The following is a 17819-nucleotide window of genomic DNA, read 5'->3' as shown; positions in this document are numbered from 1 at the left end:
AGAAAAAGCGGCGGGGTGCGGACGTGTTCGACTACTTTTTCTTCAGTGCGTCGCGGATTGGATCGTGGTGGCGGGAGAGATAATAAAACGATTTGGTAATCGCTTTTTCGCCCAGAACAAAGGTGAAGCCGATCCGATAGCCCCCACGTGGCCATTGCGGGCCGTCCAGTTCCAGTGCATTGACGGTAGTACTGACTTCTTCGCCCGCTTTCAACGTAAACAGGGTGTCTGTGGCTGCCACCTTCCCACAGCCGGGGATGGTATAGACTTTATCCTGACAGATAATCAGAAGGCTTTCTTTCCACAAGGGCTTGCCATCGCGTGCAAGTAAACAAGGCACATACAATTCGTCGGCAGTAGTATTTTTCAGACTCACTTTGTAGATCCCATCGCCATCCGGATTAGCAAATTTCACTTCTCTTGGCGGTGGGACTGGTTCACATGTGAACTGAAAAGATTTTCCCAGGTAGGCAATTGGTCGGCCACTGACACTGCATGCCAGTTGCTGGTTAGGATCTTTGGGCAAGTTCCAGAAATTGGCGATACCAGCCCAGGGGGAAATCAGTTTGTCTCCGTCCAGTTTCCAGCCCACTGGCAGTGCGGTACCATTGCGGGCCTGTGCCAGCAATTTGTCGTCCGCAGTTTCAATTTTGGTCAGAACCAGTTGGCGGGCGTTGTTGCCAGCGACCACCACTTTGGTGCCTTTCACAAATTCGGGCTTGTTTCGAGTGCGGATGGAATAGTAGCCCCGTACTTCGTTCCCTTTTGGATATCCACCACGCAGGCTTTCTTCGATCTGCAACCGCAGTTGAAAGCTATATAACGGCGGGTCTGAAAGCCCCACTGGACCTGCCAGTGCTTCCGTAATGGTGGCAACGAGCACCACATCTGCGTTGCCCCACACCTGAACGGCTTCGGGGTCCAGGTCCACTTTGGGTGCCGCAGGTGGCTTTACCGGTGCAGCAGAGATCTGTCCAACAAGAAACAACAGCACAATTTGTGAAAAAACCCTCATTTATCCGCGTCTCATTGCTCTTCAGGATGATTCGTTGAGAGTATTGTACCAGAACATTCGCCCGATTGTGCAAATTTTAACGGTGGTTTGTTTTGGGGGATATTGAGGTTACTTATATCTGATTGAAAATTTTGCTACTGACACGATCAACTTGTAAAAGTCGCTCTGATTTCCATAATCCGTTATTTGACTGGCAATAATTCAAACGAGTTGAAGAATTTTGCCACATCATTTGGAATCAGCACCAGGTTTTCAGTGGTGATGCCTACATAAACAACGCACTTGTTCTCCCTGTAAGCGCTGCTGTTAAATAAGTGATGCACCATGCTCGAGATTTGTAGCTAATTCCAGTAACTACCAGTAGGGGCTTTTCACAATATTTTCTGCCACTACGGTGGGGAAGCATAAAATCATGCTGTGGGCATCACTGTGCATTCTATGCTTGCTATATAATCAATCGGTAAATAATATGATCTTGCGAATGATTCTGGTTTCTGTGGTGTTGATGCTGAGCATCGGTTGTGGTTCCTCCGATCCGAACGATAAAAACAAGCTCAAGGATGTCCCACAATCGGAACTGGAAGTGGGGGAATAACTTCTTATTCTGACATTCTTAGTAATTTCAGATAAATTATTCTGAAACTTTTCTCAGATTTGCCAATGACCCGCGAATTTGATTCTCCCTGGAAAGAGACGCTGGAAAACTTCCTGCCCGATATTTTTGAGATTCTCTTCCCACAATGGTATCCCACCTTCGACTGGGATGCGGGTTTTCGTTCGCTCGATACCGAATTACGCACCTTGCTGCCCGATTCCGATGCGGGCATGGTGCGTGCCGATGCCCTCTTCGAAGTGGGAAGCCATTTATCACCCACGGAACCCATTGTGCTGTTCATTCACTTCGAAGTGCAGGCACAAAGGGATCCCATGTTGCCTGAGAGAATGTTTGATTACTACTGTCGGATTCGACAAAAATACGGCAAAAATGTCTGTAGTTTTGCCATTCTGGCCGACGATGACCCACGTTGGCGTTCTGAACCTTTTGACGTATCGATTTGCGGCACCCGTTCGTACTTTGAATTCAATCTCGTGAAATTGCTCGACTACGCCGAAAGACTGGATGAATTAACCAACCACAGCAGCCCCGTGGGGCTGGTCGTGGCTGCCAGCATTCACAGTTTGATCACCCACGGTAACGCAATTACGCTTTCAGGACAAATGCCGCTTACTACGGCAAATGATCCAGCGAAAATTATCGTCCGATGAGGTCTGGGAAATCATGCGTCTGCTCGATTGGCTGCTAAAATTACCTGATGAACTTGAAATAGATTTTAACAAAGTCCGATTTGAATTATTGACGGAGAACCAAATGCCATACGTAACTTCATTTGAAAGAATTGCGAAACAAGAAGGCTTGAAAGAAGGGATCATTATTGGCGAAGAGCGGGGCCGAGATGAAGGCCGAGATGAAGGGAAAGTACTCGGGTTACGGATCGGCCAAATTCAAACTTTAGAAGAAGTTCTTCGCTTGCCACTCACTCCTGAAGACGAATTGCTGGTGAAACCCCTTGATGAACTGGATCGGATTATCAGCGTACTTAAAGCTAAGCTGATCCGCTGAGAGCTATAAAGACAATTTTTGAAAAAAAACATTTTTAGTGAAACTTTTTCCATTTGAGTAGCGTCTGTATATTAAGGACATGGTGAACGGAATGCCACATCTGTGTTGAAAGGAAGCTTTTTCAGAGATTTTTGGGGCAAGAATATGAAAACGATCGAATTGAACGGGTTTTTGCTGATTTGGTTTGGAATTTTTCACACGCCCACTTGAAGTTGGTTACCCAGATTCGCATAATTCTACTCTTACCTTTAGAAAGGCTCTGCACACAATTGTGGGTGGGGCTTGCGTGTACTTGTTTGAAAATGAGTAGGTTGCCATGTCGGTATTGACGTTGAACAGCGAAGTGCGTACCAAGTTGGGTTCTCGTGATTCGGCTCGGTTGCGAGCCAATGGCAAAGTGCCGGCATCGGTTTATGGCCACAAAGAAGAGCCTTTTTCCATTGTGATCAGCAAGGAAGACCTGAATGCGGTGCTGAAAAGCCATAGCCGTACAGTGAACCTGACGATCGATGGCAAAACAGAAAGTGCCCTGATTCAAAGCATGCAGCACGACCACATGGGCATGGAAATCCTGCACGTGGATTTTCGCCGTGTTTATGCGAATGAACGAGTGCAGACGACTGTCGAATTGGAATTGCGAGGTATTGCTCCCGGCACCAATTCTGGTGGGACTATTGAACAGCCACTGCACCGCCTGCACATTGAATGTTCTGCAACAGCTGTGCCAGAAGTAATTCGCGTAAAGATTGATCATCTGATGCTGGACCAGGCAATTCATGTGAAAGAGCTGGTGTTGCCGGAAGGTGTGGTGGCACTGGATGATCCAGAAGCATTTGTGGTGATGTGTCGTGTCCCGGCAGCAATGGCGACCGATCTGACGGTGAACACTGGTGCCGAACCAGAAGTGATTGCAAAGAAGAAGGCCGAAGAAGCAGCGGAGTAGTGCTTGTTGGTGGTTTTGGCACCACGTATTGATGTTGTTTCGCGCGGGGGATGCTTCCCATGAAACTGGTTGTCGGGTTAGGTAATCCTGGACCCAAGTACGAACAGACCCGCCACAACGTCGGCTTCATGGTGCTGGATTATCTGGCAGCAGCTCCGGGTGTCAGTTCCTGGAAGAATCGTTTTCAGGGAGAAACTGCGGAGGCGCTGGAAAGTGACCATCAGGTGCTATACCTGAAGCCACAGACCTTCATGAATCTGAGTGGCCGTTCGGTAAGGCAGGCGGTAGATTTTTACAAAGTCAGCCTTGATCAGGTGTTGGTGATTTGCGACGACCTGACGTTGCCACTGGGTAAGATTCGTTTGCGAACGAAAGGCACCCACGGTGGGCAAAATGGCCTGAGAAATATTCAGGAAATGCTGGCTAGCACAGAGTACCCGCGATTGCGTCTGGGTATTGGCTCGCCTGGCGAATACGAAGATGCAGCAGATTATGTGCTGGGAAGGTTCCGTTCGGCGGAAAAAGCAGCCTGCGAAGAGATGATTTCGCTGGCAGCACAGGCAGCACTGCTGTGGGTTCGGGAAGGGATTGAACCGGCCATGAATCGTTATAATGGTGGTTCGGAGCCGGATGCGAATCCGAAAAAGAAAAAACCGCGGCCAGCGAATCGAGATTCAGCGCCCGCCAAGACGGAAGACCAAGCGGATCAATAAACCTGGGTTTTTACATAGTAGTTGAAGATGGCAATTAATAGTTACGAATGTTTGTTTTGCTCGACCCATCCAAGATCGACCTGGAAACGGCCGGGAATCTGATCAATGGTTTGCTGGAAAAGCACAATTCGGAAGTTTTGTGCAGCCGCAAGTGGGACGAAAGTCGCAAGTTGGCATACCCGGTGGATACCCACAAACGGGGTTTGTACTATTTGACTTTCTTCAAACTGGATACCCAGAAGATGGCCGATCTGGAACTGGACTTCCGACTGAACGAAGAAATTCTTCGTCATCAGATTTCGGTTGTTCATCCCAAGTGGCACGATGAATTGCTGGCAGTTGCCCAGGATGATCAACGGATGGGGCTGCAGATTTATCGTGAAGATGCAGAAGGTGGCGAAGGTGCCCCACCGGAAGATTTCCGACCAGGTCGCCGTGAAGTGATTGATGATGACATCCCGGATTTGAATTGATTGTCTACCGACATTTCACACGAACCACCCATGGGGTAAACTACTAGGCTGTGGCAACCAAACGAACAGTTTACTATTGTGGTGGACTGTGATCTGGGGGCCGGAATCGGAGTTCGTGAGATGGCTAACTTGAATCGCGTGATTTTGATTGGTCGACTAACCCGCGACCCGGAAGTCCGCACATTTGCGAATGGTGGCAAGGTAGCCAAATTTAGTTTTGCTGTTTCTGGTAGAAAGAAAACTGCTAGCGGCTGGGAAGATGATCCCATGTTTATTGATGTGGAAGTGTTCTCCCGTGGGGATTACACCACATTAGTGGACACCGTAGAGCAGAAATGCCAGAAAGGTACGCAGTTATGCCTGGAAGGAAAACTGCTGCTGGATAAGTGGGACGATAAGAAAACAGGCGAAAAACGCAGCAAGCACAAAGTGGTAGCAGAGAACATTCAGTTGTTCGACCCACGCAGTGCTGGTGGTGGGGGAAGCGGAGGTGGATACCGCTCCATGGATGAAGATGCCCCACCCCGAAGTGGTTCTGGATTCAGTGGTTCGGATCATGCCGACAGTGGTGGCGATTCCGACGACGATATACCGTTTTAGTATGTGTAACTTGGCACCTGAAAAGTGCCCTGGATGATGAGTTATGGCGAAAGCAAAGCAACCGCAACTTCCCAAACCAAAAAAGAAGCTGCGTAAACGTAATCAGGTTCAGAAAGGCAAAAACGGCGGCACCCTGCTGGTGCTTGTCGAAGATGTTCTGCACGTTGGCCGCCAGGGCGACCTGGTGGAAGTGCGTCCCGGCTATGCTCGGAACTACCTACTGCCGCAAGGTCTGGCAACGATTCCCACGGCACACAACCTGCAGCAGTTGGAACGTTACAAGATCCGTGTTACCCAGATGAAAGAAGCACGCATTGCCGACTTGAAAGCAATTGCCGAGCAGATCATCCGCACACGCTCCGTTACCATCGAATCGCACGCCAACGAAAACGGCCACTTGTACGGCTCTGTCGGTGCGGTGGAAATCACCAAGGCACTGCGTGGCAAGAACCTGCTGGTCGAAGCCGATATGATTCGATTGGAAACCCCAATCAAAGAGTGCGGTATCTATTCCAGCATTCGAATTGCACTTGGCTTCGATATTGAATCGAACATTGAAGTGGTTGTCATTCCGGAAACCGCTGCCCGTCGCTAATTTTCGTTTTACTAGCGCCGGTCACCATCGAAAGGATTTTACTTCATGGCCGGTACTGATCTTCGTCTCCCACCACAGAACCTGGAAGCAGAGCGATCCGTTCTTGGTTCCATGTTACGTGATAACCTGGTAATCAACGATGTGCTGCCGATTTTGCGGCACGACAATTTCTACACAGATGCCCACCAGAAAATCTTTCAGGTGGTCAGCGATGTCTACAGCGATGGTCATCCGGTCGACCTTGTGATTTTAGCCCACCACCTGCGGGAACGGAAATTCATCGAAGATATCGGTGGGGAACGTTATCTTGCAGAACTGTGGGATGCCGCACCGACTGCTGCAAATGCGGAATACTATGCCAAAATCGTCCGGGATGCGGCGATTGCCCGCAATCTCATCCATGCCAGCACCGAAATTCTTCGCGATGCCTACGAACAATCCCAGCCCATGGAAGAACTGCTCGGTGGGGCTGAACGCAAGATTCTGGACATTTCCGAAAAAGGCGTCACCGGTAATACGTCCACGTTGTATGAAGCACTCGATGAAGCCTACACTCGGATTGATCAGCGGGCGGGACGAAAAGACCCCAACGCGATCAGCGGGATCCCCACGGGGTTTGTGGATCTGGATCAACTGACGGCTGGGATGCAAAGTTCTGAACTGGTGATCATTGCTGCCCGCCCATCTGTGGGGAAAACGGCCTTCGCTCTGAATGTGGTGCGGCACTGCATTGTGGAAGAACAGATCCCCGTGTTCTTCGTCAGTCTCGAACAGTCGAAAGTGGAACTCGCTGAGCGTCTGCTTTCTGCTCAGGCCCGCGTCGACAGTCAGCGGTTGCGGAAAGGAATGTTGACTGCAGAGGATTCCCGTCGACTGCATACTGCGGGGGATATTCTGCGAAAGGCAAAGCTGTTTATTGACGATACGCCCGCCCAGACGATGCTACGGATTGCCGCCAACGCCAGACGATTGAAACTGCGACACGATATTCGGTTAGTAGTGATTGACTACCTGCAGTTGATTGATCCGGAAAATCGTCGCGACCCACGGCAGGAACAGGTGGCACAGATCAGCCGACGTTTAAAGTTTCTGGCGCGGGAACTGAAAATCCCTGTCATTGCACTGGCACAGGTGAATCGGTCTTCGGAAGATCGGCAGGACCATCGCCCACGTCTGGCAGACTTGCGGGAATCGGGCTCGATTGAGCAGGATGCGGATACCTGTATGATCCTGCACCGACCAGGCCGATTTGATGGTGCTCAGGAAGACAACACTATTGAGGTTCTGGTTGCCAAACAGCGAAACGGCCCCACCGGGGATATCACGCTGACCTTTGTGAAATCCCACATGCGTTTTGAGAATTACGCTGGCGGCGGCTTCGGCTCTGAAATTTAGCACTATCGAATCAGATGGTGTGAATCCTGTTCATGTCGGTTCCTCACGTGCGGGACGCACGTGTTACGAAGCAAACGATCTGATACCACTCTGGGTAATTTCGTAGCATGGGCGTCCCGCCCATGTCGGTTCCTCACGTGCGGGACGCACGTGCTACAAAGAAACAGATCAATTCTCAGGTCAGAATCACTGCGTAGCATGGGCGTCCCGCCCATGTCTGTTCCTCACGTGCGGAACGCACGTGTTACAAAGCAAACGATCTGATCCCACTCTGGGTAATTTCGTAGCATGGGCATCCTGCCCATGTCGGTTCTTCACGTGCGGGACGCACGTGTTACAAAGAAAGCATCGAGAACACAATTAAGATCACTGTAAAACTCTAAAATTGTCTATCGCAATCGATTTAGCAGGTGGAATAGCAAAAATGACGTGACATAAGAGATGATGATTGATTCAAAAGCATATCCACCGGGCGACTTCAGAGAATGCATTGTAAAGTAACTTGCGATATATTGAAGTGGAAACAAAATGAGAAAGCACATGATCAAATGGAGCTTCTGATTCTTTATGTAACTCGTGTATGTGTTATAGACGATAATTGCATTAAAAACTTCAAAAATTGTAATGGTCGTTATGGCTTCTTCAGTGGTATTACTGTAATACATTTAACACAAACTCCAATCTGCAAAGAGATCCACGACAATGCGTAGTTTATCGCTTTAATACTAATTATGGTGAAGCGAATAAGTTCGATGCCCGCAGCAGAGCTGGTAAAACATCTGCTGAACGTGCCTAATTGTTCCCGGCGGTAACAGGTGGGGGCAATTGAATTGCCTGGGTGTAACCAATCACTGCCTCTATCGCTGCCTGCCACACGCGGCGGTGGTGCGTGCGTTGTGGCGTGCTCCAGGTGGGTTCAATGACTGTTGACTGCCCCTGCTGAGCGGCAATTGTAGTCGATGTCGGGCACAGTCCCTGGGCGTATCCTGCCAACATGGCGGCACCCAGAGCCGTGGTTTCATGCGAGATCGCAGGCGTAATCGGAATTCCCAACAGATCGGCCTGGCGGGTCAGGAACCAGAGATTTCTAGCCATACCACCATCGACCGAAAGCCGTTGCAAAGCCGAACCGGTATCCTGTTCGCATGCCAGGCACAGATCGGCAACCTGGTGGGCGACACCTTCCAGTGTAGCACGGGTGAAATCGGCAATTGACGTGGAGCGTGTGATCCCAAAAATGGCCCCGTTGGTGTTTGCCTGCCAATAGGGTGCACCCAGTCCCACGAAAGCGGGAACATGCACAATCGGTTCGTCTGGGTTCGATTCCTGTGCCAGATTTTCCGTTTCGTCAGAGCGGGTATACAGGTGCAACGCATCGCGCAGCCATTGAATGGCCGCACCTGCAATGTAAATGTTCCCTTCCAGCGCGTAATTCAGTTCGCCATTGGCGGTGGCTGCAACGGTGGTTAGTAAACCTGTTTTCGAAATGGGACGCTGCTTACCAGTGTGCAACAGCATAAAGGCACCAGTGCCATAAGTGCATTTGGCAAAACCGGCCTGTTCCAGCCCATGACCATACAGGGCAGCCTGCTGGTCGCCCGCAATCCCAGAAATCGGAATACCTGCGGGCAGAAAACCCAGATTGGCTGTATTGCCAAAATGCCCCGCACTGGGGTGGATTGCTGGCAGGGCCTGCAGCGGAATGCCAAAATAATCGGCCAGTTCCTGATCCCACTGTCCAGTCTGGATGTTGCACAGTAACGTCCGACAAGCATTGGTGATATCGGTAGCGTGCACCTGGCCACCGGTCAATCGCCACAACAGAAAACTGTCGATTGTTCCCACCAGGCACTGCCGCCGTTCCAGTGTAGACCGCAGTTGGTATTGCCCGATCATCCATGCCAGTTTACTGGCACTGAAATAGGGATCGCTACGCAGGCCGGTTTTGGCTGTCAGCCAGGGGTCATCTTTTTGCCGTTCGGCACAGTAAGTGGTGGTTCGCCGATCCTGCCAGACCAGTGCCGGTCCCACCGGTTTGCCAGTGGTGGCATCCCAGATAACAATCGTTTCGCGTTGATTGGTGATGCCGATCGTTGTCAGATCGGTGGAGGAACACCCCGCACGGGCAATTGCTTCCCCCACGGTATGTGCCACCGATTGCCATATTTCTTCGGCATCGTGTTCTACCCAGCCAGGTGCGGGGTAGTACTGCTGGATTTCATTGGCAAACGTGCCCACCACCTGAAAGTCAGGCAATTGATAGACAATCGCCCGCGTGCTGGTGGTTCCTTGATCAATGGAGAGTATCATGCAGGCAATTGTAACAAAGTAGAAATTAGCTTGCCATTGCTTTGTGGTGCCAAAAAGCTGACTTTCCACACGCTGAGTTTGTTGGAACCGACGTTTCCTACATGAAGCCTCGTCTTGAAAGCAGAATTCATACAAACTTCTATGAGTCTTTGCAAAAAACGGACTTGTCGATTCAAATCAGGTGGTGCCATGCTGTTAGGTATCGAAATCGGTGGGACGAAATTACAATTGGCACTGGGTCAGGCGGATGGCCACTTGCACGCTTCCTGGCGTAGTACCATCGCACCCGAATTGGGGGCAGCAGGCATTCTGGCACAGCTTCGAACTCAGATTCCTAAGTTTTGTGGTGATCACAACCTTGATTTTCGCAAATTGCAGGCAATTGGCATTGGTTTTGGTGGGCCCGTGGATATTGCAACGGGAAATGTGATTGTTTCTCACCAGGTGGGCGGCTGGGAACATTTCACACTGATCGAGTGGGTGCAACAGCACTTTGAAGTACCAGCCAGCCTGGGCAACGATGCCGATGTGGCTGGGCTGGCGGAAGCGACGATCGGTGCGGGACGAGGCTGTGAATCTGTGTTTTACATAACAATGGGATCTGGTGTAGGTGGGGGTTACGTTCTGCAGCAGAAACTGGTTGCTGGAACTGGCAGGGGAGCTGCTGAAATCGGCCATCTGCAGGTACTAGATCCACGTTACGATGACTGCCGTGAAAGCACAATTGAAGGAATTGCTTCCGGCTGGGGTATTCAACGTTATCTGCGGGAACAGGTCAAGCGAGATCCCATGGCCGGGAATTGCCTGCTGTTACTGGCTGGTACTCCTGAGCAACTGGATACCAAAATATTAGCTCAGGCGTTGACACAGAGCGATCCTTTTGCCTGGCAGCTATGGAAAAAAACCTTACAGGGATTCTGCAAAGGGATCTGTACTGTGATTGCGTTATTGTGCCCCCATCGGATTGTGATTGGGGGTGGAGTTTCGCTGTTAGGGGAAGAATTACTGTTTGCCCCACTGCGGGTGGTCGTAGACAAGACGGTTTTTCCACCGTTTCGTGGTTTGACAGAAATCGTTCCGGCCCACCTGGGTGAAGAGGTGGTGCTGCATGGTGCGCTGGAACTGGCCAGCCAGGTGAGAAGTGCTGCGTGAAAACCCATGGGCGAGACGCCCATGCAATGAAAGCAGAAGTGTATGAACAACGTAGCACGGGCTTCCAGCCCGTGAAAACCCATGAGCGAGACGCCCATGCTAAGAACGCGGGAGTGCATGAACAACGTAGCACGGGCTTTCTGACAAATAAAAAGGCCGCACCAGATGTGGTACGGCCCCTAAGGTTGTTGAATTGTTCTTCGTAAGGATTACTTGTTCGACAGAGCGCGGAAGTAATCTTCAATCACCGTCTTGAAGTTCGGCGGGAGATCTTTGGTCAGATCCTGAATGGCTCGCTCACGCTCGCGTTGTGGCATCGTGCCCCACTTGTCCTGAAGTGCCTTCAGTGCTTTCGGATCAACCTTGCCCTGACCAGAACCCTGCATGATTCTGGATTCGTTTGCAGGTGAACTGGGATTCAGAGTGCCGGGGCCTGTACCAGAGCCAGCGCCACCGTCAGGTTTTCCACCACCACTTCCTTCACCACCGCCACCACCAGACTGATTTTCTTTTTCTTTGATCAGTTCATCCAGACGGAAAACGATTTTCTTCTGAATGTCCTGAGTCACTTTACCCGCACGTGCCTGACCGAGGCGGCGTTCTGAATTATCCATCAAGCGCTTAATGTTCGACAGATCTTTGGGATCAGACGACCATGAGCCAATGTCAACCAGCATCATTGCCGACAGCATGCGGTATCGTTCTGGCGAATTCGCTACATCATCCAGCAAGCTGACAATTGAACGCAGTGCCTGATCTTTCTTTATGAGAGCATGTTCTGCCACGGCACGGTGGAAGAAGTAGGCAGCGGGATCAACCGTCTGCTCTGCTTTCACCAGCGACAGTGCTTCCAGAGATTCTTCATAAACACGTCCATCGGTGCAGCCACGGGCAAAGCCAATGGCCAGATTGGCACGCAGGAAACTGTCTTGCTTTTCGTCTTTCAGAATTGCAGGAACTTCCTTGGGAGCAGTGTTCGCTGCATTGGCAGCGATTTCAATCGCCTGTTTCGCTTCGGGGCTGCCTAATGCCAGCGTATCCAGCACGCGATCCAGCACGGTTACTTCCGAGTTTGCCCAGATTTCGTTGAACTTCTTGGCATCATAAGCGACGCCGGTCTTTTTCAACCATTCTTCGGCTTTAGCAGCAGCAACCACGTCGGGTGTTGCCCGCAGGGTGCCAAAGGTATATTCGGTCATTGGTTCTTCTGCCAGACTGATTGCCTGAGAGCCGAACACAAAGCTGGCCGATACCACACTCGCTGCAAAGAATCGTTTCAGTTTCATCGCTAATCCTCCTATTTGGGATCCGTGGGATCGTTACTGATTCTTTTTGGTCACAATGTCATTAATCATCGATTCAATCCGCTGTTGACGGTTGCTGAGATCGATAATTTCCTTTTTAATCTGCTTATCTTCTGCCTGTTCACCACCAGCAGCTTCACCATGACGCTTGGTGCGACTGTTTACCTGAATCTGCAGTTGGCGAATCATTTTCAGTTCTGCCAGTTCGTCGAGCAATTTCTGATCCTGCTGACCACCGCCACCGCCACCACCTCCGGGAGGGGGTGGTTTCTGACCCAATTCCTGCTGAGCCTTCTTCAGGGCTTCCCGCATCAGGGTCAGTGCGTCAATAATGTCCTGTTCAATGCCCTGGGTATCTTTCCCAACGCGGACATCGTGCAGACGTTCTGCCACCCGCACCATATCGATGCGAACTTCTTCAAACACCTGTGGGAAAGCCACTGCGGAACCTTCGCTTTGCAGCACGCGGATCGCTTTGTCAGCTTCTTCGATGATTTCTTTTTCTTTATCTTCCTGAGCCTGTGAATTCTGGTAGTCGCCGGTGGTGGGCTTCATGTCCGGATTTTTTTCCACTTGTGCGGCAATCGCTTCAGTGGCTGCTTTCACTTCCATCTGCATGGTCAGCATCTTGTTGACGCGTTGTTCCAGATTGGCCAACAGGCGTTCCAGTTCTTTTTCGCGTAACTGACGCAGACGTTCTTCCAGTTCTTTCTTAGCTGTTTCCAGCTTCTTTTCGGCCTCGGTCTGATCCTTTGCTGCCTGATCGCGGTTGCCTTTTTCCAGGTTGCTGGCGGCGTTTTCTTCATCGGGAACAGCTTTGGCCACTTCTTCACCACCGGGTTGCTGCTCACTGCCACCACCTGGAGGTGGGGGAGAACCGCCACCACTGCTGGGTGGGCTTTGCGAAGGCGAGCCTTTCGAGCCCCCAGCCATTTCGCTGCCCATGCCGTCGCTCTTTTCACCGGCTTTTGGTTCGCCACCACCCATCATCGGGTCTTTTTTGGCTTGTTCGGATGCGGAACCTTTCTGTTCGCCTTTGTTGTCTTCTTTGTTGCGTTTTTCAGCGGGGTCTTTCTTGGCACTTTCTTTATCGCCACCCATCATTGGGTCGCCACCGCCCATTTTGGGATCTCCGCCACCCATCATCGGGTCGCCACCGCCCATTTTGGGTTCCCCCATGCCTTTCGAACCACCCATCATTGGGTCGCCCATGCCGTCCATTGGTTTGGAACCACCTTTGGGTTCGCCACCCATGCCTTCCATGGGGCCTTTGCTGTCACGTGGCTCACCAGCCATCGGATCGCCGGGCATTGGTTCGCCCATTCCAGGCTTGCCTTCTTTCTCTTCACCCTTATCTTGTGCGGTGTCTTCTTTCCCTTCGCCTGCGTTTTCCTTCCCTTCACCAGGTTTGGATTCGCCAGCGGGTTTGCCTTTGCTTTCTTTGGAAGGTTTGGCACCCGCTTTGGTTGCCAGAGCATCGGTGCGGTCTTTCAGGTCTTCCTGTTCTTTCGCCAGACGATCATTGTCCCCACGATTCGACTCGGTACGAGCCTTCAGGTTCCCCTGATCGCGGATAATGCCGTTCAGTTCTTTCAGCAACTGCTCAATCAGCTTTCGCTCTTCCTGAAGTTTGGTCAGCTCATCATCCTGGGTCAGGTAGCGAAGAATCGCTTCCATTGCCACAATGATTTCTTCATTCTTCGATTTAGCAGTGGTCAGTTCGCTGATCCCGAGTTCCCCAGGTACATTCAGCGTGCGGATCAGTGCGGCGAATCGGTTATCGATTGCTTCCTTATCCGCAACGGCAATTGCCTTTTCCAGAGTTTCGGCTTTCGCACGATCTTCCAACCGATCACTTTGAGCAAGTTTCTGCTTCAAAGCCACCAGGTTTTTAATGAATGCCTTGTACTGGGTTTCCAGTTGCTGTTGGCGGGCTGCCAAGTCTTTAGGACTTAACAAACCTGCTGGTTCCTGACCCTGTAAGGTCAGGCCGATTGCCAGCACGCAGATAGCAATTGCTCCGGCTGGCCAATGTCGACGAATCATGTGCAGTCCTCCATCCAGAAGAGGCGAAGAAGGTATACTTATTTTCAATTATTGTCGAACTTGCAGCAAGCCCAACAATTGTCTGTCATTTGTAAGACGATGCACCTGGCCGTTCGCAACCTAAATTGACCAGAATGTGCTGTAACATTCATCAGATGTTACAATCGCCCCAGATGATGCACGTGCGAGTGCGAATTTACGTAAGTTCTGTCAAGTTTAGCACTTAGCAACGGTTCCTGCACGAAAAATCTGCCGATTTTTGCCTGCGTTTGTAACAAGTGCCGTGCAGATATTTACACATAGCAAATTTTGTGCCGAAAATTGATCTCATCAAATTTTAATCTTGGTGCCTGATTCGACACCATTATTATCGTTGCAATTCGTTAAACCTGAACCAGTTTCCAACGTCCCAATAGGAATCGGTGCACAAATAACGCCCCACGAAGCAATAAATCGGCAAACATGGCCGACCACGCACCGATCAGGCCAAAATTGTAGCCTTCCAAAGTGCCCAGACTTCCCAGATCCAGGTGTGGGTGGGTCAGATAGTAGGCAAGCGGGATTCGCACCAGCAAAAAACCAATCCAGGTGATCAGGATGGGGTATCGAGTATCCCCCGCACCCCGCAGTGCTCCCTGCAGGATAATGATGGCTGCCAGTGGGGGCATCGCGAATGCGACTAGTCGCAAAATGGGCACGCCAGCAGCCACTGTAGCCTGCTGGTGGTCGTACGGATTGAAAAAGTGCATCATTTCATACGCAAATGAATAAAAGAGCACTCCCATCACAGACATCAGTAGTGCACCCATTCCCAGGGCAATCCAGGCAGAGCGGGCAGCCTGATCGGGTTTGTTTGCACCCAGATTCTGTCCTACCATGGCTGCGGCAGCCGTGGCGAACGCAATACCCGACATATAGCCCAGTCCTTCGCACCGAATGGCATTCCCGTGGGCAGCAGCAGCGACATCGCCCAGCGAATTGACAATCGACAGGAACCAGAACTGGCACAGGCCGATCGACGCACTGTCAATGGTGGCAGGAATGCTGATTCGCAGGATTCGATAGAGCAGATTTCGGTGGGGGGCCAGCAATTTGAGGGATAATTTCAGCCCGAAACGCCCACGGATCAACACCAGCAGAACAATGATGCACCCCAGCACATGGCTGAGTGCGGTGCCCAGGCCGATGCCAAAAAAGCCCATGGCAGGAATCGGTCCCCAGCCATGAAACGCTGCCCACGACAATGGGATGTTGGCCAGTGCCACCAGACTGAGTACGATCGGCCCGGTTCGAGTGTCCCCCGCACCGATCAGGCAGCCAATTCCTGCCTGGGCAATCAGTTGGCAGGTAATCAGCCAGATGATCGGCTTCAGATAGGCCACGGCACTTTGTGCTGCGGTGCCCTGTAAGGCCAAAAGACGCACCACCGTGGGCAGCAGCAGAAGCATGATCAGCGTACCCAATATGCCCGCCACCAGGGCAAGTATGAGAGATTGATGAGTGACTTTCTGTGCGGTGGCCATGTCTCTGGCACCGATAAAGCGGGCTACCATGGCAGTGGCACCCGCTACCACAATGGTGGAGCAGGATGAAATAAACCACGCAATGTAATTGGCCGTGGTCTGTGCTGCCTGAAATGGGATGTGTTGGCTGGGGTCTTTTGGTGCGTTGGTCCCCGCCAGATACTGATCGTACAGCGAGACAGCCAGGATAAGCAACTGTTGAACAAGTACAGGCCAGGCCAGGTAAAAGACAATTCGCCAACTGGTGGCTGTGCGGGTGATAAGGTGATCGTTGGTTGTGTCGGACATCCGAAGGTTCTAAGTTATCCCCCACATGAGATCAGGATAGCAATCTGGCTGCAGTAGTTCGATTTGCAGCACCTATTATTATGAGTACGGAATCGTGAGAAAAAAATGAGAAACAAGCCGCGATTCTTAAGTTGTTTGACGAAAGGAGTTTGCGAAATAACGATCAGTCTGTTCCCGCTGCAACGGCTTGTTTTTTACGTGCGGCTGAAGATTTGCGTTTCTTTCGCACGGTGCTGTTGAACCCGTGGGACGATTGTTCCTTTGCACAGGCCTCTGTGGGAATCAGTTCCGGGGACTGTTCAGACAGGTCTTCGGTTGCTCCATCGTGCCCACAGCAGTTGGCACTGGGTGCAGCGATACCCACCGGTTCTGCGGGACTGGCGGAAACATTGTCTACCAGCAATGGCAGCGATTGTTTCCGGCGACGGGTCATCCGTTTGTTGTTTTCAGGAATCAGCACCGTTTCGGATCCCTGCAGTAGCGAACTGACCCCCTGGGTGTTGGTTTGCCGCACGGTAGTCGGTTCGTCTTTGGCCTGATAGCGAACCATCTGCCCTTCGAAGTTTCGCAGCACCAGGGCATCATCGGATGCAGAGACAATGTAATTGGGCATGATCGGAATTTTGCCACCACCATGGGGGCTGTCGACCACGTATGTGGGGATGCCCAGACCAGACATATGGCCCCGCAGACCTTCCATAATTTCCATCCCTTTCCAGACGGACGTGCGGAAATGGCCCGCACCAATTACGGGATCGCAATGGAACATGTAGTATGGCCGTACCTTGATCCGCAACAGTCCACGCAGGAGGTTGCGGACTGTCGCCAGATCGTCGTTGACCCCTTTCAGCAACACCATGTGGTTGTTGACTGGCATTCCAGCACGGAGTAGGGCATTACAGACACGCTTTGCTTCGGGAGTGATTTCTGTCGGGTGGTTGAAGTGCGTCTGTATCCAAACTTTTTCGGCGGAAGCCAGCAGGTCGATCAATTCCTGGTCGTACAAGCGCATTGGTAAAGTGACGGGAACTCGCGTTCCAATGCGGATCACATCGACATGAGGAATGGCAGATAAACTATCCAGGAAGAATTTCAACTTAGGTGTCGGCAGGGTCAGTGGATCCCCGCCAGAGAGGATAACATCGCGAATTTCGGGATGTTTCGCAACATATTCAACCATCCGACGGTCGTTTCGATTGACGGCATCCCACCCACCACGCACCATGGTGGCACGCTTGCGGGTGCAGAAGCGACAATACATGCTGCAGACATGGGTGGTCACCAGCAGAGCACGATCCGGATAACGGTGGGTAAGCCCTGGTACCGGAGAATCCTGATCTTCTTCCAGTGGATCTTCCAGTTCGTAACCGGAAGGATTGTGCATTTCCAGTGGAGACGGCACCGATTGCAATCGAATCGGATCGTTTTGATCCGCAGGATTGATCAACGAAAAATAGTACGGGGGGATCGAGAGCTTATAATCGGCTTCCAGTTGACCAATCGCTTCCAGTTCTTCCGGGGTGAACGCCAACAGATGCCGCAGTTGCCGTACAGAACGGATCGCGTTCTGCATCTGCCATTGCCAATTATCCCATTTGTCCTGGGGCACATCGGCCCAGAAAGGATGTCGACGGGGCTGCCCGGGGACTTCTGCATCATTGGTCGTTCGTTCCATCGTCTCGATTCGAGGATGCTGCATTTCCAGGCTTGCTTCCGATAGACTCATACAGGTTCAATGACCTCCATCCAGAGACTGATCTGATTGCTGGGTTGGGTGATTCCATTCCCGGTTTTCAGACCCTTCGCCACATGTCACACAACATGTGCGATGACATTAATCG

General features: G+C 51.3%; 16 protein-coding genes. 10 read left to right on the top strand and 6 right to left on the bottom strand.

The window, feature by feature from the left end:
• Positions 1-31: 31 nt before the first annotated feature.
• A complete protein-coding gene (locus R3B84_18290) occupies positions 32-1015 on the bottom strand; it encodes a hypothetical protein (protein ID MEZ6142513.1) in 984 nt (327 codons plus the stop codon).
• Positions 1016-1484: 469 nt separating this feature from the next.
• Between R3B84_18290 and R3B84_18285 the strand changes: the two genes are divergently transcribed.
• From R3B84_18285 to dnaB, 9 genes are all read left to right on the top strand, one after another.
• A complete protein-coding gene (locus R3B84_18285; GenBank protein MEZ6142512.1) occupies positions 1485-1610 on the top strand; it encodes a hypothetical protein in 126 nt (41 codons plus the stop codon).
• A gap of 65 nt (positions 1611-1675) precedes the next feature.
• Positions 1676-2281, top strand: a complete 606-nt coding sequence (locus R3B84_18280) for a hypothetical protein (protein MEZ6142511.1) — start codon at positions 1676-1678, stop codon at positions 2279-2281.
• 103 nt (positions 2282-2384) lie between these two features.
• Positions 2385-2636, top strand: a complete 252-nt coding sequence (locus tag R3B84_18275) for a hypothetical protein (protein ID MEZ6142510.1) — start codon at positions 2385-2387, stop codon at positions 2634-2636.
• A gap of 316 nt (positions 2637-2952) precedes the next feature.
• Positions 2953-3579: a 50S ribosomal protein L25 gene (locus tag R3B84_18270; protein MEZ6142509.1), complete on the top strand. Its 627-nt coding sequence runs from the start codon at positions 2953-2955 to the stop codon at positions 3577-3579.
• A gap of 59 nt (positions 3580-3638) precedes the next feature.
• Positions 3639-4292 (top strand): aminoacyl-tRNA hydrolase, encoded by a 654-nt coding sequence (gene pth, locus R3B84_18265; GenBank protein MEZ6142508.1) that lies wholly within the window; start codon positions 3639-3641, stop codon positions 4290-4292.
• A 56-nt stretch (positions 4293-4348) separates the two neighbouring features.
• Positions 4349-4765: a 30S ribosomal protein S6 gene (locus R3B84_18260; GenBank protein ID MEZ6142507.1), complete on the top strand. Its 417-nt coding sequence runs from the start codon at positions 4349-4351 to the stop codon at positions 4763-4765.
• Positions 4766-4885: 120 nt separating this feature from the next.
• Complete coding sequence (locus tag R3B84_18255; protein ID MEZ6142506.1) at positions 4886-5365, top strand: single-stranded DNA-binding protein; 480 nt, start codon at positions 4886-4888, stop codon at positions 5363-5365.
• Positions 5366-5408: 43 nt separating this feature from the next.
• Positions 5409-5960 carry a 50S ribosomal protein L9 gene (rplI, locus tag R3B84_18250; protein MEZ6142505.1) on the top strand — a complete coding sequence of 184 codons (552 nt, stop codon included), beginning with the start codon at positions 5409-5411 and terminating at the stop codon, positions 5958-5960.
• A gap of 45 nt (positions 5961-6005) precedes the next feature.
• A complete protein-coding gene (gene dnaB / locus R3B84_18245) occupies positions 6006-7355 on the top strand; it encodes a replicative DNA helicase (protein MEZ6142504.1) in 1350 nt (449 codons plus the stop codon).
• A 792-nt stretch (positions 7356-8147) separates the two neighbouring features.
• Here dnaB and glpK read toward each other — a convergent pair.
• Complete coding sequence (gene glpK / locus R3B84_18240; GenBank protein ID MEZ6142503.1) at positions 8148-9665, bottom strand: glycerol kinase GlpK; 1518 nt, start codon at positions 9663-9665, stop codon at positions 8148-8150.
• A 189-nt stretch (positions 9666-9854) separates the two neighbouring features.
• Here glpK and R3B84_18235 point away from each other — a divergent pair, with 189 nt between their 5' ends.
• On the top strand, positions 9855-10817 hold the full coding sequence (locus tag R3B84_18235; protein ID MEZ6142502.1) for an ROK family protein: 963 nt from the start codon (positions 9855-9857) through the stop codon (positions 10815-10817).
• Positions 10818-11026: 209 nt separating this feature from the next.
• Here R3B84_18235 and R3B84_18230 read toward each other — a convergent pair whose 3' ends face one another.
• From R3B84_18230 to R3B84_18215, 4 genes are all read right to left on the bottom strand, one after another.
• Entirely contained in the window at positions 11027-12103 is a 1077-nt protein-coding gene (locus R3B84_18230) for a hypothetical protein (GenBank protein ID MEZ6142501.1), read from the bottom strand.
• Positions 12104-12136: 33 nt separating this feature from the next.
• Entirely contained in the window at positions 12137-14167 is a 2031-nt protein-coding gene (locus tag R3B84_18225) for a hypothetical protein (GenBank protein MEZ6142500.1), read from the bottom strand.
• Positions 14168-14550: 383 nt separating this feature from the next.
• On the bottom strand, positions 14551-15978 hold the full coding sequence (locus R3B84_18220) for an MATE family efflux transporter (protein MEZ6142499.1): 1428 nt from the start codon (positions 15976-15978) through the stop codon (positions 14551-14553).
• Between the two features lie 163 nt (positions 15979-16141).
• Positions 16142-17677, bottom strand: coding sequence for a KamA family radical SAM protein (locus R3B84_18215; GenBank protein ID MEZ6142498.1), 1536 nt, complete (start codon positions 17675-17677; stop codon positions 16142-16144).
• Positions 17678-17819: the final 142 nt, after the last annotated feature.

This window comes from Zavarzinella sp., from assembly GCA_041399155.1.
Classification (GTDB): Bacteria; Planctomycetota; Planctomycetia; order Gemmatales; family Gemmataceae; genus JAWKTI01.
The sequence above is the reverse complement of the archived record's forward strand: the minus strand, read 5'-3'. Positions and strand labels throughout refer to the sequence as shown.

What these genes read in the sequence shown, in the direction of transcription:
- R3B84_18290 (MEZ6142513.1), bottom strand. Translation starts at nt 1,015, where the DNA reads ATGAGGGTTTTTTCACAAATTGTGCTGTTGTTTCTTGTTGGACAGATC.
- R3B84_18285 (MEZ6142512.1), top strand. Translation starts at nt 1,485, where the DNA reads ATGATCTTGCGAATGATTCTGGTTTCTGTGGTGTTGATGCTGAGCATC.
- R3B84_18280 (MEZ6142511.1), top strand. Translation starts at nt 1,676, where the DNA reads ATGACCCGCGAATTTGATTCTCCCTGGAAAGAGACGCTGGAAAACTTC.
- R3B84_18275 (MEZ6142510.1), top strand. Translation starts at nt 2,385, where the DNA reads ATGCCATACGTAACTTCATTTGAAAGAATTGCGAAACAAGAAGGCTTG.
- R3B84_18270 (MEZ6142509.1), top strand. Translation starts at nt 2,953, where the DNA reads ATGTCGGTATTGACGTTGAACAGCGAAGTGCGTACCAAGTTGGGTTCT.
- pth (MEZ6142508.1), top strand. Translation starts at nt 3,639, where the DNA reads ATGAAACTGGTTGTCGGGTTAGGTAATCCTGGACCCAAGTACGAACAG.
- R3B84_18255 (MEZ6142506.1), top strand. Translation starts at nt 4,886, where the DNA reads ATGGCTAACTTGAATCGCGTGATTTTGATTGGTCGACTAACCCGCGAC.
- rplI (MEZ6142505.1), top strand. Translation starts at nt 5,409, where the DNA reads ATGGCGAAAGCAAAGCAACCGCAACTTCCCAAACCAAAAAAGAAGCTG.
- dnaB (MEZ6142504.1), top strand. Translation starts at nt 6,006, where the DNA reads ATGGCCGGTACTGATCTTCGTCTCCCACCACAGAACCTGGAAGCAGAG.
- glpK (MEZ6142503.1), bottom strand. Translation starts at nt 9,665, where the DNA reads ATGATACTCTCCATTGATCAAGGAACCACCAGCACGCGGGCGATTGTC.
- R3B84_18235 (MEZ6142502.1), top strand. Translation starts at nt 9,855, where the DNA reads ATGCTGTTAGGTATCGAAATCGGTGGGACGAAATTACAATTGGCACTG.
- R3B84_18230 (MEZ6142501.1), bottom strand. Translation starts at nt 12,103, where the DNA reads ATGAAACTGAAACGATTCTTTGCAGCGAGTGTGGTATCGGCCAGCTTT.
- R3B84_18225 (MEZ6142500.1), bottom strand. Translation starts at nt 14,167, where the DNA reads ATGATTCGTCGACATTGGCCAGCCGGAGCAATTGCTATCTGCGTGCTG.
- R3B84_18220 (MEZ6142499.1), bottom strand. Translation starts at nt 15,978, where the DNA reads ATGTCCGACACAACCAACGATCACCTTATCACCCGCACAGCCACCAGT.
- R3B84_18215 (MEZ6142498.1), bottom strand. Translation starts at nt 17,677, where the DNA reads ATGCAGCATCCTCGAATCGAGACGATGGAACGAACGACCAATGATGCA.